The sequence below is a fragment of the Rhizobium sp. CCGE 510 genome, from assembly GCF_000292525.1.
Lineage (GTDB): Bacteria > Pseudomonadota > Alphaproteobacteria > Rhizobiales > Rhizobiaceae > Rhizobium.
On record NZ_AEYF01000048.1, the window covers coordinates 246,793 to 262,762 of the forward strand.

14 protein-coding genes and 1 pseudogene are annotated in these 15,970 nt (G+C 58.0%); 14 read left to right on the forward strand and 1 reads right to left on the reverse strand.

The window, feature by feature from the left end:
• Positions 1-347: 347 nt before the first annotated feature.
• Positions 348-1,115 (reverse strand): SDR family oxidoreductase, encoded by a 768-nt coding sequence (locus RCCGE510_RS29480; RefSeq protein WP_007636443.1) that lies wholly within the window; start codon positions 1,113-1,115, stop codon positions 348-350.
• 129 nt (positions 1,116-1,244) lie between these two features.
• On the opposite strand from RCCGE510_RS29480, the gene RCCGE510_RS29485 reads away from it, so the two are divergent.
• From RCCGE510_RS29485 to RCCGE510_RS29545, 14 genes and pseudogenes are all read left to right on the forward strand, one after another.
• Positions 1,245-1,754, forward strand: coding sequence for a flavin reductase family protein (locus RCCGE510_RS29485; protein ID WP_007636444.1), 510 nt, complete (start codon positions 1,245-1,247; stop codon positions 1,752-1,754).
• A gap of 72 nt (positions 1,755-1,826) precedes the next feature.
• Entirely contained in the window at positions 1,827-2,246 is a 420-nt protein-coding gene (locus RCCGE510_RS29490) for a carboxymuconolactone decarboxylase family protein (protein ID WP_007636445.1), read from the forward strand.
• A gap of 56 nt (positions 2,247-2,302) precedes the next feature.
• A complete protein-coding gene (locus tag RCCGE510_RS29495) occupies positions 2,303-3,427 on the forward strand; it encodes an LLM class flavin-dependent oxidoreductase (RefSeq protein WP_007636446.1) in 1,125 nt (374 codons plus the stop codon).
• Positions 3,428-3,554: 127 nt separating this feature from the next.
• A complete protein-coding gene (locus RCCGE510_RS29500) occupies positions 3,555-4,724 on the forward strand; it encodes an ABC transporter substrate-binding protein (protein ID WP_007636448.1) in 1,170 nt (389 codons plus the stop codon).
• Positions 4,725-4,791: 67 nt separating this feature from the next.
• Positions 4,792-6,018, forward strand: a complete 1,227-nt coding sequence (locus RCCGE510_RS29505; RefSeq protein ID WP_192815371.1) for an LL-diaminopimelate aminotransferase — start codon at positions 4,792-4,794, stop codon at positions 6,016-6,018.
• Positions 6,019-6,020: 2 nt separating this feature from the next.
• Complete coding sequence (locus RCCGE510_RS29510; protein ID WP_007636453.1) at positions 6,021-6,419, forward strand: GFA family protein; 399 nt, start codon at positions 6,021-6,023, stop codon at positions 6,417-6,419.
• Between the two features lie 532 nt (positions 6,420-6,951).
• Entirely contained in the window at positions 6,952-8,511 is a 1,560-nt protein-coding gene (locus tag RCCGE510_RS29515; RefSeq protein WP_007636455.1) for a sugar ABC transporter ATP-binding protein, read from the forward strand.
• A complete protein-coding gene (locus RCCGE510_RS29520; protein ID WP_007636457.1) occupies positions 8,511-9,479 on the forward strand; it encodes an ABC transporter permease in 969 nt (322 codons plus the stop codon). Before RCCGE510_RS29515 ends, RCCGE510_RS29520 begins: the two co-directional genes overlap by 1 nt.
• Positions 9,480-9,518: 39 nt before the next feature.
• Entirely contained in the window at positions 9,519-10,508 is a 990-nt protein-coding gene (locus RCCGE510_RS29525; protein ID WP_240539720.1) for an ABC transporter permease, read from the forward strand.
• Positions 10,509-10,524: 16 nt separating this feature from the next.
• Complete coding sequence (locus tag RCCGE510_RS29530; protein WP_007636462.1) at positions 10,525-11,034, forward strand: NAD(P)H-dependent oxidoreductase; 510 nt, start codon at positions 10,525-10,527, stop codon at positions 11,032-11,034.
• A 15-nt stretch (positions 11,035-11,049) separates the two neighbouring features.
• On the forward strand, positions 11,050-11,862 hold the full coding sequence (ribB, locus tag RCCGE510_RS29535; RefSeq protein ID WP_007636464.1) for a 3,4-dihydroxy-2-butanone-4-phosphate synthase: 813 nt from the start codon (positions 11,050-11,052) through the stop codon (positions 11,860-11,862).
• A pseudogene (locus RCCGE510_RS35755) lies at positions 11,859-12,028 on the forward strand (IS6 family transposase); the annotation flags it as partial. The gene ribB and the pseudogene RCCGE510_RS35755, both read left to right, overlap by 4 nt.
• 349 nt (positions 12,029-12,377) lie before the next feature.
• Positions 12,378-13,379 carry a helix-turn-helix domain-containing protein gene (locus RCCGE510_RS29540; RefSeq protein WP_240539710.1) on the forward strand — a complete coding sequence of 334 codons (1,002 nt, stop codon included), beginning with the start codon at positions 12,378-12,380 and terminating at the stop codon, positions 13,377-13,379.
• A gap of 271 nt (positions 13,380-13,650) precedes the next feature.
• The gene (locus RCCGE510_RS29545) at positions 13,651-15,918 is read left to right on the forward strand and encodes a methyl-accepting chemotaxis protein (RefSeq protein WP_007636476.1); all 2,268 of its coding nucleotides are present in this window, start codon (positions 13,651-13,653) and stop codon (positions 15,916-15,918) included.
• The last annotated feature ends 52 nt before the right edge of the window (positions 15,919-15,970 follow it).

The window sequence follows — 15,970 nt, forward strand, 5'->3', positions numbered from 1 at the left end:
GGCCGCCCGGTGCAGCACGCCGGGCGAGCGAATGCGAAAGTGGGCGGGCGCATACCGAGGCTTTGCAATTAGCGTGCCGGCGATGGCACAGCCGGCATCGTCACGCGCTCCCGAGAAATTCCGGTATGAAATTGGAAAAATTCACGCGATATCTGGGTGAAGAATCAGGCGCGGCGATGCGTCTATAAGGTGCCGTTGCGACGTCTGATCGCAGGATTATGATCACGCAGCCTTGCGCGTGATCTCTATCTTTTCCCACCGCGGGTCTCTGTGTTTCCGACACGTAATGCCACAGTAAAATTGTCTCCCGTGGTCAAGAAGGAGGCACCCGTCAGCACCTACGTGCTTTAGCGCACCAAGTGGTTTCCGATCGACGATCCTCCGTCGACGGTGAGAATGCTTCCGGTCGCAAACCGCGAGCGGTCCGAAGCGAGAAAAAGCATCGCCTCGGCGATCTCTTCCGGGTTGCCCATCCGGTGCAGGGCTGCACGGGCGTTGAAGTCTTCCCGCAGGGCTTGCGGGTCTGCCGCGTCGGCGAAAATCTTGGTGAAATAGGGCGAGTCGATCGTTCCGGGGGCGACAGCGTTTACGCGGATCCCGTCTTTTGCGTGGTCCAGTGCCATGGCTCTCGTGAGTGCCGAGATCGCGCCTTTAGACGCCACGTAGGCCGTACGGTTCGCGATGGCTGACACGGCCGTGTATGAGGTCGTGTTAATAATCGATCCGCTGCCCTGTTCCGCCATAATGGGAACCACGTATTTCGAGCATAGGAAGATCCCCTTCACGTTTACCGCCATGATCCGGTCCCAGTCGGATTCGGCGATGGTCGTGACGTTTCCCGTCATCCCGAACCCCGCGTTGTTGACGAGAACGTCGATGCGCCCCCATTTTTCCTTAACTGACCTAACCATCGCCTCGACCTCGGCGGACAAAGACACATCGGCCTTTAACGCGATCGCATCTGTCCCGATGTCTCGGGCAACGTCTCGCGCGGCATCGATGTTGACGTCGACGACGCCAACCCTAGCGCCCTGGCGCGCAAATAGTTCAGCAGTGGCGCGGCCGATCCCGCTGCCAGCCCCGGTCACCACACAGACTTTCGATTCCAGATCCATAATCGTCTCCTCTTTCACTGCCCCGAGAAAACATTTTCGCAGACAATCTGTCAATGATGAATAAAACATGTTGACAGATTGTCTGATAATCTGCTTATCTTTGATCACGAATGACTTGGGGAGGTAACCATGGCTGGTGCTGAAATAGCAGCGCAAGCGGCGTTCAAGACCGCTTTACGCCGGTTCACATCGACAATTTGCCTGATCACGACGGAGTGGGAAGGTGCCCGTTACGGCATGGCTGCAACCGCCGTCCAATCAGTGACGGCTGACCCGCCGACCCTCCTGGTTTGCGTCAACCAATCTGCTTCGATCAGCGGCCCGCTCAAGCTCGCCGGTAAATTCGCGGTCAACATGCTGCATCTTAGCCATGCGCCTTTGGTTCCGCTGTTCAGTGGAAAACTGAAGGGAGAGGAGAGGTTCGCACATGGTGAGTGGGTCACGGCTGGCGGAGTTCCCATCCTTGGCGACGCCCAGGCCGCATTCGTTTGCAGCCTCAACTCCGCCGTTACCGTCGGCACCCATGACGTCGTTCTCGGCGAAGTGGTCGAGGCCCGGTTTATCGAGAATATTGCCCCACTCCTCTACGAGGACGGGAAATTGGTTAGATCGGCAGCGCTGATCGATGCTGCCGCCTGAAACGTTTGGCCGAGCTTTTCGGCCTATGACATCCACCAAATGCCTTTCGGCCGATAATGAGGAGTTTGATCCGTGACTATTGCCACCGATGTGAAATCGCAAGTGAATGGGCGTCCCGTCAGTGAACGGTTCGAAAAGGGTCTGCAGACCCGTCGGGAGGTTCTCGGCGGCGCATATGTCGACGCTTCGGTAAACAAGGCGACCGAGTTCAACTGGCCGATGCAGGAGCTTGTCACCGAGTATTGCTGGAACGAGATCTGGAACAGGCCCGGCCTCGACCGCCGTTCGCGCAGCCTTCTCAATCTTGGCATGATTTCCGCCCTTAACCGTCCCCACGAGCTGAAGCTGCACGTTCGCGGCGCGATCAATAACGGCCTGAGCAAGGATGAGCTTCGCGAAGTCTTCCTTCAGGTCGCGATCTATTGCGGCGTGCCGGCGGCGATCGACAGTTTCCGCGTCGCGCAGGAAGTCTTCGAGGACATGGGCATCTAATCGGTATCCCGGCTTTCGGGCCGGGAACAGACAAACTCTGTGGAGGAGACTTCAATATGACGACCAGCGATGATTTCCGCGCCGCCGGAAACCCTATGTTTAACGGCAACAAGCTAAAACTTGGCGTATTTGGAACAAATTGTTCCAGCGCCTGCGCCATCACCACCGCGGAATCAACGTTCGAGCCTACCTTCGAACACAATGTCGAAATTGCCAAAAAGCTCGAAGCGGCCGGGTGGGAATGCATGGTGCCGATCGCCCGGTGGCGCGGTTTCGGCGGGCCGACGAACTTCAACGGCGTGAACATGGACACGTTCACCTGGGCCGCGGCACTGGCTGCCGTGACCACGAAGCTGCAGTTTTTCTCGACGACGCATATCCCGACCCTGAACCCGATCGTCGCGACGAAGATGGCGACGACGATCGACAATATTTCGAAGGGCCGATACGGCCTGAACCTGGTGACGGGTTGGTTTACCCCGGAAATGGAGATGTTCGGCGTTCCGATGATGGAACACGACACCCGCTACGAATATGCCACGGAATGGATGGAAATCGTTGACACCTTGTGGAAGAAGAACGGCGTCACCTATGACGGCCAGTTCCTCAAGGTGAAAGACGCGTTCAGCGAGCCGAAGCCCTACAACAAGGAGACGGGTCGTCCGGTTCTCATCTGCGCCGGTTCCTCGGGCAAGGGCCTGCACTTCACCGCCAAGTTCTGCGACTTCAATTTCGGCTTCATGCAGGACATGGAATCGGGCGCGGCCTGGGTGAAGAAGGTCAAGGAGCTGGCTCGCGAGGAATACAAGCGCGAACTGGGAACCTTCACCGCGTGCCCGGTCGTCGTTCGCGAGACCGAAAAGGAAGCGCAGGACTACTACGACTACTACGTGAACCAGAAGGGCGATTGGGAAGCCTGCGAAAACATCTGCGAGGTTCTCCAGGTTCAGTCACAGAACCACTCGGAGGAGATGTACCAGAAGTTCAAGGAGCGCTTTATCGCTGGCTGGGGCGGCTACCCGATCGTCGGAACGCCGGAACAGGTCGCCGACAAGCTCGTCGCATTGAGCAATACGGGCGTCGACGGCGCACTTCTCACAATGGTCGACTACAACGAAGAACTGCCGTTCTTCAACGACCGCGTCATGCCCCTGCTGAAACAGGCTGGCCTCAGGAACTGACCGTTCCGCGGACGGTGCAAGCCGCCCGCCAACAATCCGAAATCGAAACACGTTTCACCAATTCCGTGGCTCGACGCGAACGGCGTCGACTGCTGTAGCGGATGTACGAAGGGGAGGAGACCCTCACATGCTGAAGAAGGTTTACACCGCATTGAGCGTGATCATCGGGCTAGGCCTGATGACCACCGCCGCATTCGCGGACGGCTTAGACTCGCTACCACCGGACCAAAAGCAGCTTTACCAGCTCGTGGACCCGGCAATTCCCCTCGGCGGTACGCCGCTCAAGGATTTTGTGGCCAAGCGGCCGCCGCCGTGGAAAATCGGCTACGCGTCCACTTATGCCGGCAACACGTGGCGTGCCCAGATCCTCACTGAAATGAACGAGGTTCTGCTTCCGAAATACAAGGAGGCTGGACTGGTATCTGACCTTGTCGTCACGCAGTCCGACCTGAAGGACGCGACGCAAATCCAGCAGATGCGCCAGATGGTCGACGACGGCGTCGATGCCATCATCATCTGCTGCTCGAACGTGACGGCCATCAACCAGACCATCGAATACGCGCATTCCAAGGGCGTTCCGGTATTCTCCTTCTCGGGTTACGTGACATCGCCCTACGCGATCAATGCGACCGAAAACAACACCCAGGGCGGCTACACGGCCGCAAAATGGCTGGCGGAGGAAATCGGCGGTAAGGGCAACGTCCTGACGGTTTCAGGCATCCCGGGCTTCGCATCGTCCGACAGCTTCAATGTCGGTGCCAAGAAGGCGTTCGACGAGTACAAGGACATCACCGTCGTGGGCGATGTCGCTGGCAAGTGGACCGATCAGGTCGCCCAGGTCGAAGTCCAGAAATTCCTCGCGACGAACCCTACAGAAATCGCAGGTATCTTGGTCCAGTCGGCGTCGGAAAACGGTGTCGTCAACGCGGTCCAGCAGTCCGGGCGCGACATGATGCCAATCGTCCTCGGCGGCGAGGCGTCAGCGGCGTGCTACTGGCGTAAGAATCCCGACTTCATCAGCCAGAGCTTCCATTTCTGGCCGCCGCGGGCCGATGCTCGCCTGGTGTGGGACGTGATGATGAGGACACTCCAAGGCCAGGGGCCGAAGATCCAGTCGATCCTGCGACCGGCTCTTCCCTACACGATCGACGATGTGAAGGAAGCAATTCCGGAAGATTGCGATCCGAACTCCACGGCGTGGATCGAGCCCAAGGGCGATGCATGGTGGCCCGCGGACGTAGCAGCACAGTACTTCGAGCGCCCGGAAGATCCGCTGGCCTGGCGGCCGAAGAAGTAATCGACGACCTCCCAAGTTGTCCCGCGACCTCCGCGCCGGCTTCATCCGTCGGCGCGGAGGACCTACGATAAGGAACCAGAAGTTGGAATTCCACAAGATACAGCGTTTGCCCCCTTACGTCTTCGACCAGGTGAACCGTCTCAAGTCCAGCGCGCGCGCGGCCGGAGCCGACATCATCGATCTTGGAATGGGCAATCCGGATCTTCCCACGCCAAGCTGGGTTGTGGACAAGCTGTGCGAAGCGGTGCAGCACCCGCGCACGCACCGCTATTCGGCTTCCAAGGGCATTGTCGGGCTTCGCCGCGCCAAGGCTGCGTATTACGCCCGCCGGTTCAATGTGAAGCTTGATCCGGATACCCAGGTTGTTGCGACGCTTGGGTCCAAAGAGGGGTTTGCGAACATGGCGCAGGCCATAACCGCCCCCGGGGATGTCATTCTCTGTCCGAACCCTTCCTATCCGATTCATACGTTCGGATTTCTCATGGCAGGGGGCGTGATAAGGTCGGTACCGGTCGAGCCGGATGAGACCTTCTTCCAAGCTCTCGAAATAGCGGTACGGCATTCGGTACCGAAGCCTCTGGCGCTCATCATAAGCTACCCGTCGAACCCCACCGCTCGCGTCGCGACGCTCGACTTCTATAAGGACGTCATCGCCTTTGCGAAGAAGCACGATCTCATCGTTCTGTCGGATATCGCCTACGCCGAAATCTATTTCGACGGTCCGCCGCCACCGTCTGTTCTCGAAGTCCCCGGCGCGATCGACGTGGCCGTCGAGTTCTCCTCGATGTCGAAGACATTCTCTATGCCCGGTTGGCGCGTTGGGTTTGCGGTGGGCAACGAACGGCTCATCCGGGCGTTGACGCGCGTGAAATCGTACCTGGACTACGGAGCATTTACGCCAATCCAAGTCGCCGCCGCTCATGCCCTAAACTCGGACGGGGAGGACGCCGCGCGGGCCCGAGACATCTACAAGACGCGCAGAGATACACTGGTCAAGACCTTTGCCGATGCCGGTTTCGACGTTCCGGCTCCTGCGGCGACGATGTTCGCATGGGCGAAGATACCCCCGGATTTCCGACACCTTGGCTCGCTGGAGTTTGCGAAACTCGTGCTCGAGAAGGCACAGGTCGCGATTTCGCCTGGTATCGGTTTCGGCGAGATGGGTGACGAATACGTACGGCTGGCTTTCGTGGAGAATGAAGACAGAATCCGGCAGGCTGCACGGAACCTGAAGCGGTGGCTTTCTGCGAGCGCGCGACCGCCACAACTCGATAAAGCGATGAAAGGATTTTGAAGATGCCGATCCTCGGATCTTGCCAATGTAAAGCGGTCCAGTACGAAGTGTCGGAACTGGACGGCCCGATGTGGAACTGCTTCTGCCAGACGTGCAGAAAGTCCCATGCGGCCGATCATAACACTGCCGCCAAGGTGAAGAGTGAGAACTTCAAGCTGACTTCCGGCCAGGAAGTCCTTCACAGCTTTGAGTCGACCCCGGGAAAACTGAGGTGGTTCTGCTCACGGTGTGGTTCGCACGTTTACGCCGAACGGCCTGCCAACCCGGAAATGAAGGTGCTGCGGGCAGGCACTTTTGACACTGATCCTGGTTCGGTTCCTATGTCCAACGTCTGGCTGTCCCACGCCAGGCCGTGGCTTGCTCACGACCCTGCGAAGGAAAACTTCGAAGAGTTCCCGTGATCCTTCCACGGTTGCGCGCGCCAGGGGCAGATCGACCATGAGTTCGATCTGCCCGCCCCCAGCGTGGAAGGACTGGACGATCGAATGGCACGTGCCGCGTTCGATGCGCGGAGGTTGGGATGTTCCGTATGGCCCAATCCAAACGGTCGCCTTCATCGGAGAGGGGTGCGATGGTCATTCCGATTACCGGACACCCTCAATAGCGCTTTGGTCCTGTCTTGATCGCGCAGGCCGCCAGATCGCTTCCGATGCGGCGGAACTCCGATCGAGAACCTCTGACCGACGTCAGGTGCGTGACAACATGCTTTTGCAACTGGGAGGGCGTGGAAACGACCAATCGGTTTCATCGAAATCAACTCGACATCTCAGTGTCGGCATGACGGCACTATTGACAGATTAGCAGACAATCTGTCATTCTATAGTTCACCGAGCGAGTTCTCGGAGCATTCAAAGACGGCAGTCGCAATCCAGCAAGAGGCCCGGGCATCGGATGACCTGGCGCAATTTGCTGCTGCCTAAAGGGAGGATCGGCATGACGAATGACGTCGCCGTAAGCATGACGGCCGTTGCCAAATCGTTTGGCGAAACGAAGGCTTTGAAGAAATGCGATTTTGTCGCCAGGGCAGGAGAGGTGCACGCGATCGTTGGTGAGAATGGCAGCGGCAAGAGCACCATGGCGAAGATCATGTCCGGCGTTATCGCCGCCGATGCAGGATCTGTCCTGATCCTTGGCAAGTCCATCGCCTCGCCAGTCGATGCCAAAGACGTTGGTCTCGCTACGATCTTCCAGGAGGTCCTTGTCGCCGATGAGGCGAGTGTCCTCGACAACCTTTTCGTGGGAAGCGAGGACCTGTTCTCGCTTCGGAAATCCTCCAAGGAACGTGAAAGCCTTGCGCAAAGCCTTCTGGACCGCCTGGTGGGAAAGCCGGTCGATCTCCGGCAGAACGTCGGTGACCTTCCGCTCAGCATCAAGCAATGGATCGTTATCGCCCGCGCCGTCCTGAGGAAACCCAAGGTCTTGATCCTGGACGAGTCCTCGGCTGCACTCGATCTCGACGCGACCGTCCGGCTCCACGACGAGATCGATCGGCTCCGGTCCGAAGGGTGCGCGGTCATCATCGTCACGCACCGCATCGCTGAGCTCGTCCGTATCGCCGACCGGGCGACAATACTGAGAGACGGTTTCACCGTCGGTGTCCTTGAGAAATCCGAGATCACCGAGGCGAACCTCCTCCGCATGATGACCCCTCAAGACCGCCAGATTTCCGCCGCCGCTTCAACGTCTGCAGCGGGCCTGTCGGGTGATCGCAAGGAGGTTCTTTCCGTGCGTGGCGCGCGCCCCCAAGAGGCATCACAACCCTTCGACTTCGTCCTCCCACAGGGATCTATCGTGGGAGTTGCGGGTCTGGACGGCCAGGGCCAGGACGCCTTTGTTCGACTGGTCGCAAGGATTATCTCGCCGTTCGGAGGAGAGATCCGGATCCTGGATCGGGAAAGCACCGGTCTCGTCAAAGTTAGCACGCTCGACGACGCCGCGAATAAGGGCATTGTGTACGTATCCGGAGACCGGAAGCGGGAAGGAATTTTCCCGCAGCAGAGCATTTTCGAGAACCTCGCCATCGGTATCTATCAAAAGAACTTGGGGCTGTTCGGTGTCATCAAGCGGAAAAAGCTGAAGCTGACGTTTGCCCGGGAGGTCGAGCGGCTCCGCGTCAAGATCGGCCACCCGGACAACCGGATTACGTCCCTTTCCGGTGGTAACCAGCAGAAGGTCCTGATCGGTCGTGCCTTCGCCAATGATCCCAGAGTGATCGTTCTTAACGACCCTGCTCGAGGCGTGGACCTCAACACCAAACGCGACCTGTATCGCGAGCTTCGGCTGTTTGCCGAAGGTGGCGGCTCGGTAATCTACCTTTCAAGCGAGATCGAAGAGTTTCTCGGTTTCGCCGATCGCGTTGATGTCTTTCACAAAGGGAGCATCCATCGTTCCCTCGACGGCCCCGACATCAACGAAGAAACCATTCTCGCTGCAATGTTCGGCCGCTCGGTTGCCGACACCATGGAATTCTCCAAAGAGAGAAAGGCACACTGATGTCGCAACGTTTTGGATTTCCTGCGCTCGACAGGTCGCTGACCGTACCGCTCGTTCTTTTCGGAGTGTTGCTCGTCGCCGCAGCCGTGCTCTCGCCGCGGCTGTTCACCGCAACCGGAATGGGCGGAGCAATCATCGTCGCAGCACCTTTGATCCTCACGACGCTGGCCCTGACACCGATCGTGATGGCAGGCCGCGGTTCGGTCGACCTTTCCGTTGGCCCGCTGATGGGTTTCGTGAACGTCACCCTGATCGGCTGGCTCTCGGCAAGGGGTTACACGTCTCCACTCGCGGTGATTTGCTGGGTGGTGGCAGTCGGCGCACTGTACCAGTTGCTGCAGGCGCTCATCATCATCTACGTCCGGGTCGCCCCCATCATCGTCACGCTCTCCAGCTTCCTCGTCCTTTCAGGCTTGAACCTCATGGTCATGTCAAGGCCGGGCGGCGTTGCGCCGGACTGGATGATGACGTGGGGAGCAGGAACGACGATCTTATCTCCGGTGCTGATCATCGTCTTGGCGGCGTTGGCTCTTTGGGCCGTTATGCGCCGGACCACCTTTTACTCCCACCTCCGCATGACAGGCGCTGACGAACGGATGGCCTACACGAGCGGAGTGAAAGTCGACACCGTACGCATCTGCGCCCATCTCCTCGGCGGCGTCTTCGTCGGCCTTGCCGCGCTCAGCTATACGGCATTGATCTCTTCTGGCGATCCTACCCAGGGAAGCAGCTACACGCTCCAGGCAATTACCGCCCTGGTGCTCGGTGGCGCAAACCTGGCTGGCGGGAGAGGGGGAGTTTTGGGGTCCACGCTTGGTGCGCTGAACATGTTCCTCATCTCGTACCTGCTTTCCGCCTTCAGCTTCGGAAGCGTGACGGGGTTCGTGACGCAAATGGCTTTTGGCCTGATCCTCGTGGCATCGCTCCTCGTCAACGTATTCATGACGGCCCGGCGCACGGCTTTCTAGGGAGGACTGGTTATGACTTCACTCGCAACGGAACAGACGATGAGCCAAATCACAGGACGATCGGTAAAGCTGCAGCGCAGCATCGTAATTGGCTTTGGTCTGCTTGCTGCACTTCTCGTGCTGGGTACGATCCTCGTTCCGGGGTTTATCTCGCCCCGTAACGCGCGTTCGATATTGCTGCTTGCCGCTTTCCTGGGGCTTGCATCGTTGGGACAGACGCTATGTGCCATGGTCGGCGCGCTTGATCTCTCCATTCCATATGTCATCGGGGGAGCGAATATTCTCTTCCCAAGCCTGTTGGTCACCGGGATGCCTGCCTGGCTGGCCGTGATAGTGGTCGTTCTCCTGGGAGCAGCAATCGGGCTTGCGAACGGCTTTTTGAGCTTCAAGCTGCAGGGCCAGGCTCTCATCATGTCCCTAGGGGTCGGCTTCGCATTTGTCGGCGCGGTACAACTCTACACCTCCATCGGTTCCGACTACGGCGGAACGGTTTTCGCCCCCGTACCGGACTGGCTCCGGAATATCGCCGCGTTCAACGGGAAGACCTTCGGGCTGCCCCTGCCGCCCGTGGTGCTGGTGTGGCTCCTCGTCACGCTCGTCACCATCTGGGCTCTGTATAACACATGGTTCGGCCGCTCCATCTACGCCGTCGGCGGCAGCAGGACTGCAGCGGCACGGCTTGGCATTTCCGAAACCAAGGTCTGGACCAGCATTCACGGTATCAGTGGGGCGATGTCGGCACTGACGGGCGTATTGCTGCTCGGGTTTTCCGGCGGCGGCTTCGTTGGCGTCGGAGACCCATATCTCTTCACCACCGTTGCGGCCGTTGTGATCGGTGGCACCTCGTTGCTCGGTGGCGCAGGCGGATACGGGGCAACCGTTCTCGGGGTACTCGTATTGACCATATTGACGTCCCTGCTGGTCGGGCTCGGCCTCAGCTTTGCCGCGCAGCAGGCGATCGTGGGTCTGCTGATCGTGCCGATGGTGGCCGTCTACGCGCGTACCCCGCATATCCGCAACCAGATCTGATCGGAGGGCCGGCAAAATGAAGATTGTCGCGATAACCGGCAATGTCTCGCGCCCCTCGAAGACGCGGGCGCTCGGGGAATACGCACTCTCGAGCGTCCCGCCCGGCCACGCCCGGTATCTGTTTGACCTAGTCGATGTTCTCCCGGTGTTAGGAACCACGCTGTGGCGTTCGCAGGCTCCTGCTGAACTTACGAACGTTCTTGACGCAATCCAGTCTTCAGACGTTCTCGTTGTGGGGACACCGGTCTTCAAGTCCTCGATGACCGGTCTTCTCAAGCATCTTTTCGACCTCTTCGAAATGACAGCCCTGCAGGGGAAACCCGTTTTGATATTCGCAACGGGTAAGGCCGAAGCCCATGGCGAGCATGTCGAGGCGCACCTGCGCTCATTGATGGGCTTCTTCAAAGCCGAGGTTCGCGGTGACTTCATCTATGCGATGGACGAAGACTTCCCGGATTCGGCACCGTCTGCGGAACTTCGGGAGCGGGTCGACCGCCAACTCGCACGCACTCTGGGCCATGGTTAGTTCAAGGAGAAGAACATGAAGTTTGCTGCCATCGAGAGCGCGGTTAAAGCAATCGCCGCCGGAGAGATGATCATCGTCGTGGACGATGAAGACCGGGAAAACGAAGGCGACATCCTCGTTGCCGCGGAGAAGGTGACGAATGATCATGTTGCTTTCATGATGCGTTATGCGCGCGGCCTGATCTGCGTGCCGATGAACGGGGACCGGTTGGACGAACTGGATATCCCGCTGATGGTGGAGCGCAACTCGGATTCCATGCAGACGGCGTTCACGGTCTCGGTGGACCTGATAGAAGGCGTATCAACCGGTATTTCCGCAGAAGACCGCGCCAAGACCATTAGGGCGCTTGCCGACGCATCGACGATGCCGGAGGACCTCTCCCGGCCAGGCCACATATTCCCCCTGCGGGCAAACCCGTCCGGTGTTGTCGGACGCCCCGGCCATACGGAAGCCGCGGTGGATTTCGCTCGGCTCGCCGGGCTCAAGCCAGCGGGTGTTATCTGCGAAATCGCCAACGACGACGGCACTATGGCGCGTCTTCCCGAGCTCAGCGAATTCGCCGCGCGCCACAACCTTCTCATGGTGACCATCGAAGCCCTGATCGATTATTGCCGCGAGATCGATGAACGCGGCCCTCGTGTAGAGGACGCAGCCGCGGCGGAGGCGCTGTCCAATGTTTCGTATCTGGCAAGCAGACGTTCTACATGCCCCCAACGGGAGAGCGGAACTACTGCGTTTGCAGTCTCCGATACAGCACAAGAAAAGCGCGTTTCGCAGGTGCCAACGGGGGAACGGACCTTGGGTTCGCAGTGCGATGATTGGGCATGACAAACCGTGACCTGCTTTATCGCCCCCGCCGCTTTCCTGCTGAAATTATTGCGCACGCGGTGTGCGCTTTCTTTCCGTTTTGCTTTTGCGCCTGCGGGTGATCGAGCACATGCTGGCCGGTCCTGGGATCATTGTCTCGCACCAGACGATCCGCCTGTGGGCAGACTAATTTGGTCGTACCTTCGCCAACAACAAGCTTCGATCCTACCACGCTGTAAAACGAGAGTTCATGCCGGATGTAGCGCTTCGGCTCCACCCTGTTCCACACCCCACCCATGGCCTCACCACGAGCCATCGTCGCGAACTGGGAGTAGCAGCGATGAACCTAGGGCCCCAAATTGCTCGCGCATCACTGACAAAATAGACCGGCGTCATGGGCTCGCCTCTTTGCCCTTAAGTCTAAGGTTCCCGTCGAAGTGACGGCGAGGACCGGCTGCAACCCCTCAATTGCCCTGTTCGCCCGTCGATGGCGAAAGGCCGACCTCATGCTTGGATACCGTTTCGGGAAGGAAGTGATGATGTGGAGAGTTGAGAGTGTCCCCTATAAGATTGACCATTTCTCGCTCAAAGGCACTTGCAGCGAGGAACTCGCGGAAGCGCTTTCCAGGCTTTCCCCGCAATCTCCAGCGCATGTAGAGGGCGATAAGACGACCGCCTACGATATACATGCGATTGCCAATGGCCCGATTGCAGTTATTGCCGCGCATTACGAGGGCGACCTAACGGTCCAGCACCAGGGACCCGCGGAGGCAAACATTATCATGCTTCCACTATATGGGCGATCGGTCGTTACCGTGGACGGCAGACAAATCCTGTCAGAGGGAAGGCGTGGCGTTTTCGTGAACAGTATGTCGGCGAGTACAACCCAATTCATTGGGCCCAGGAAACATTTGGGTCTTAGGATCTCCCATGATGAGCTGACGCGCCGTTTAGCACGTCGGCTCAATACGCCAATAAGAGGCAGCCTCGATTTTTCGGCAGAAATAGACTTATCGGTCGGGTTCGGCTCCCTTTTGGTGCAACTGGTAGCAGTGCTTTATGCTGGATTACGAGAAGGAACCCTCCTTGAATCGCCGATAGCACTTAATCACCTCACCGAAACGACGATGGAGCTTTTGATCGAAGCTGCGCAGCATCGCTACTCACCTGAGTTATGCCGCGTTGCTGAACCACCCTTACCCAAGGCCGTTAAGCGGGCGGTCGACTATATGCGTGCCAATATTGCTCGGCCGCTATCTCTTGATGAAATCGCAACGGCTTGTGGCGTAAGCCGACGCACTCTTCAGAGCGGTTTTCGCAACTTCCGAAATACGACCCCTCTGGCATTTCTGCAGCACCTACGGTTGGAATCAGTGCATCAGGAACTGATGACAGGCGAGCCTGGCCTCTCGGTCAAGCAGGTCGCTCTGAAATGGGGCTTCATTCATAGAGGCAGATTTTCTGCGGACTATCGCAAGCGCTATGGAGTATATCCCTCTGAAACATTGCGTATATCAGAGGCGGATTGCGCTGACTGACCTACGATCAGCCAGCGCGCTCGACCGTCTTCGTGGCTTGATAGCAACAGAACTCTCCAGTAAGCCGACTGGCTCGGCCCAAGATCTTCCTTGCAGATGATCCCCTGAACGCAACGATGTTCCGATTTGCGCAGCGCAGTTTCAAACCAGTACAGGGTTTAATCATATGGTAAGTCTGCCGCGCTCATCTCACACGTGGCGGTCGATTTCACAATGTTGTTGACCGCGTCGCTAATGGAAACCGGTGTAATTTATAGCCCATGAGGAACGCATGTCGAGACTGCCGCTATCCCTACTTTTAATGGTTTTGGCAATTATCCCGTTGACGGCGTTCGTACTCATCGGAGTATCAACATCACTGGGATATTACCACGAATACTCTACGTTCCGAAGCGCACAAACAACGCAGCAACTTGGGCGGGAAGGCGGGTTCCTCGCCCAAGCTATAGCGGCGGAAGCGTTTGCAGGCGCCGACGTCCGTCGGGCAAAGCGAGCCGCATCGGACAGCGCATTTACAGCAGTCTTTTCCGCTTATGACTCTTGGAAAAAGGCATTTGACGATCCGGCCATAGAGCGGGCAGTACAGATCATTCGTGAAAGGCGGGAGAATATCGACAGCTTCCGCCGGCGCGTCGATGACGGAACGGCTGGCGAGGCGGAGGGAGCCGTTGCCTTGCGCCCAGCAGCCGTTGCGGGCTTGGAGCTCGTCCGTCGCACTGGGGCGACTGTCAATAATTTGGATTTGGCACGCCAAATTACCGGTTTTCACGCGCTGATGCAGATCACGGAAGCTAGTTTGCTGGAGATCAGGCCCGGCCGAGCCTACATCAAAAATTCAGTGATGTCCGTCGATCTATTCTCGTCCCTCTTACAGTCAAAAAATCTAAAGCAGCTTTATGTGCCTACGATGCACGAATTTCTCCCTGCCGATCTCGTCAAATCTTATGACGACTTCGAGGCCGGCGCCGCAGGCAAGTTCATCGCGGGCGTTCGCGATCAGATGTATGCGAACCAGCCGGGCGTTTCCTTCCCCCCCGAGACGTCGGATCGATGGAATGAAATCACCCAACAGCGGGCTGCTTTGTTGACCGAACTCATAATGCGCACCGGCGACAAGTTGGACGAGATGGCATTTCAGCGGTACGCCGATCTTCGCAATGCCTTTATAGGCTACTCCGGCGCCACGCTTCTGATCATGTCTACGGTACTCATTCTGTGCATTTCGGTCGTTCGGAGAATTTCAAGTTCCATTCGGACTCTGACAAGCCGAATGAAGGCACTCGCAGAAGGCGATACGTCGGCGCCGGTGCCCTTGACGATCCGACGCGACGAGATCGGGGACATGGCGCGTTGCCTTGAGTTTTTCCGCGGCGCGGCCATACAAAAAAATCATTTAGAGACATCTGCGGAAGCTGAGCGCATTCGTTCTGAGAAAGAGAAGCTGGATATTCAGATAAGGGCTGAAAAAGAAGCAGAAGAGCGCCTCGTCCGAGCGACGACGGCATTGGCAACCGGGTTGAAGCGGATGGCGGATGGAGACTTGATTTATGAGATTGAGGAGCCGTTAGCGCCACAGTTTGAAACGTTGCGCGGGGATTTCAACGCTTCCATTCGTCAGCTCCGGCACGCGCTTGTTACCGTCGGCCATTCAGTCGAAACGGTCACGAATGGCAGCTCGGGCGTCTCGGCCGCATCTGAAAATCTTTCAAGACGCACTGAGCAGCAGGCGGCTTCGCTCGAGGAAACTGCAGCGGCATTGGAGGAAATAACCGTCAACGTTGCGTCGACCACAAAGAGGACGGCCGAGGCGCGCGGAGCCGTCCAACAAATGCGAAATCATGCGGAAATGTCCGGTCGGGTTGTACGCAATGCTATCGGAGCCATGCATCGCATTGAGAACTCCTCCAAACAGATTTCGCAGATCATCAGCGTCATCGACGCGATCGCCTTCCAAACAAACCTCCTGGCGCTGAACGCCGGCGTCGAAGCAGCGCGTGCTGGCGACGCGGGAAGAGGCTTTGCGGTTGTTGCCCAGGAGGTCAGGGAGCTTGCGCAGCGCTCAGCGACAGCGGCGAAAGAAATCAAGGTTCTCATCGCCAATTCAGCTCTGGCGGTCGACGAGGGGGTAAGGCTCGTGAGCGAAACCGGATCGGGCCTGAGAACGATTGAAGAGCTTGTGCAGGATGTAAATCTTCATATGGACGCAATCGCAACGGCCTCCCAAGAACAATCGTCGGGCCTGCGCGAGATCAACGGCGCGGTTAATCATATGGACCATGCCACTCAAGAAAATGCGAGCATGGTCGCGGAGATGAATTCTGCAGGATCACACCTCGCCCAAGAGAGCCAAAGCCTCGCCGCGCTGTTGAGACATTTCCACTTCGAAGAAAAGAGCGCGGATTTTCAGCCACAGACGGTGACGGGCGAACTTGGAAAGATGTCCCCGACCGGTCAGACAAGGGTTGACCGCGGAAACTATCCGATGCGCCGCGGTAACCTGGCACTCGCGCCTTCGAACGATGATTGGCAAGCGTTCTAAAGCGTATGGGCGGCGTCGCCGACGACAGTCAAATACGCATCTTTGATGAATG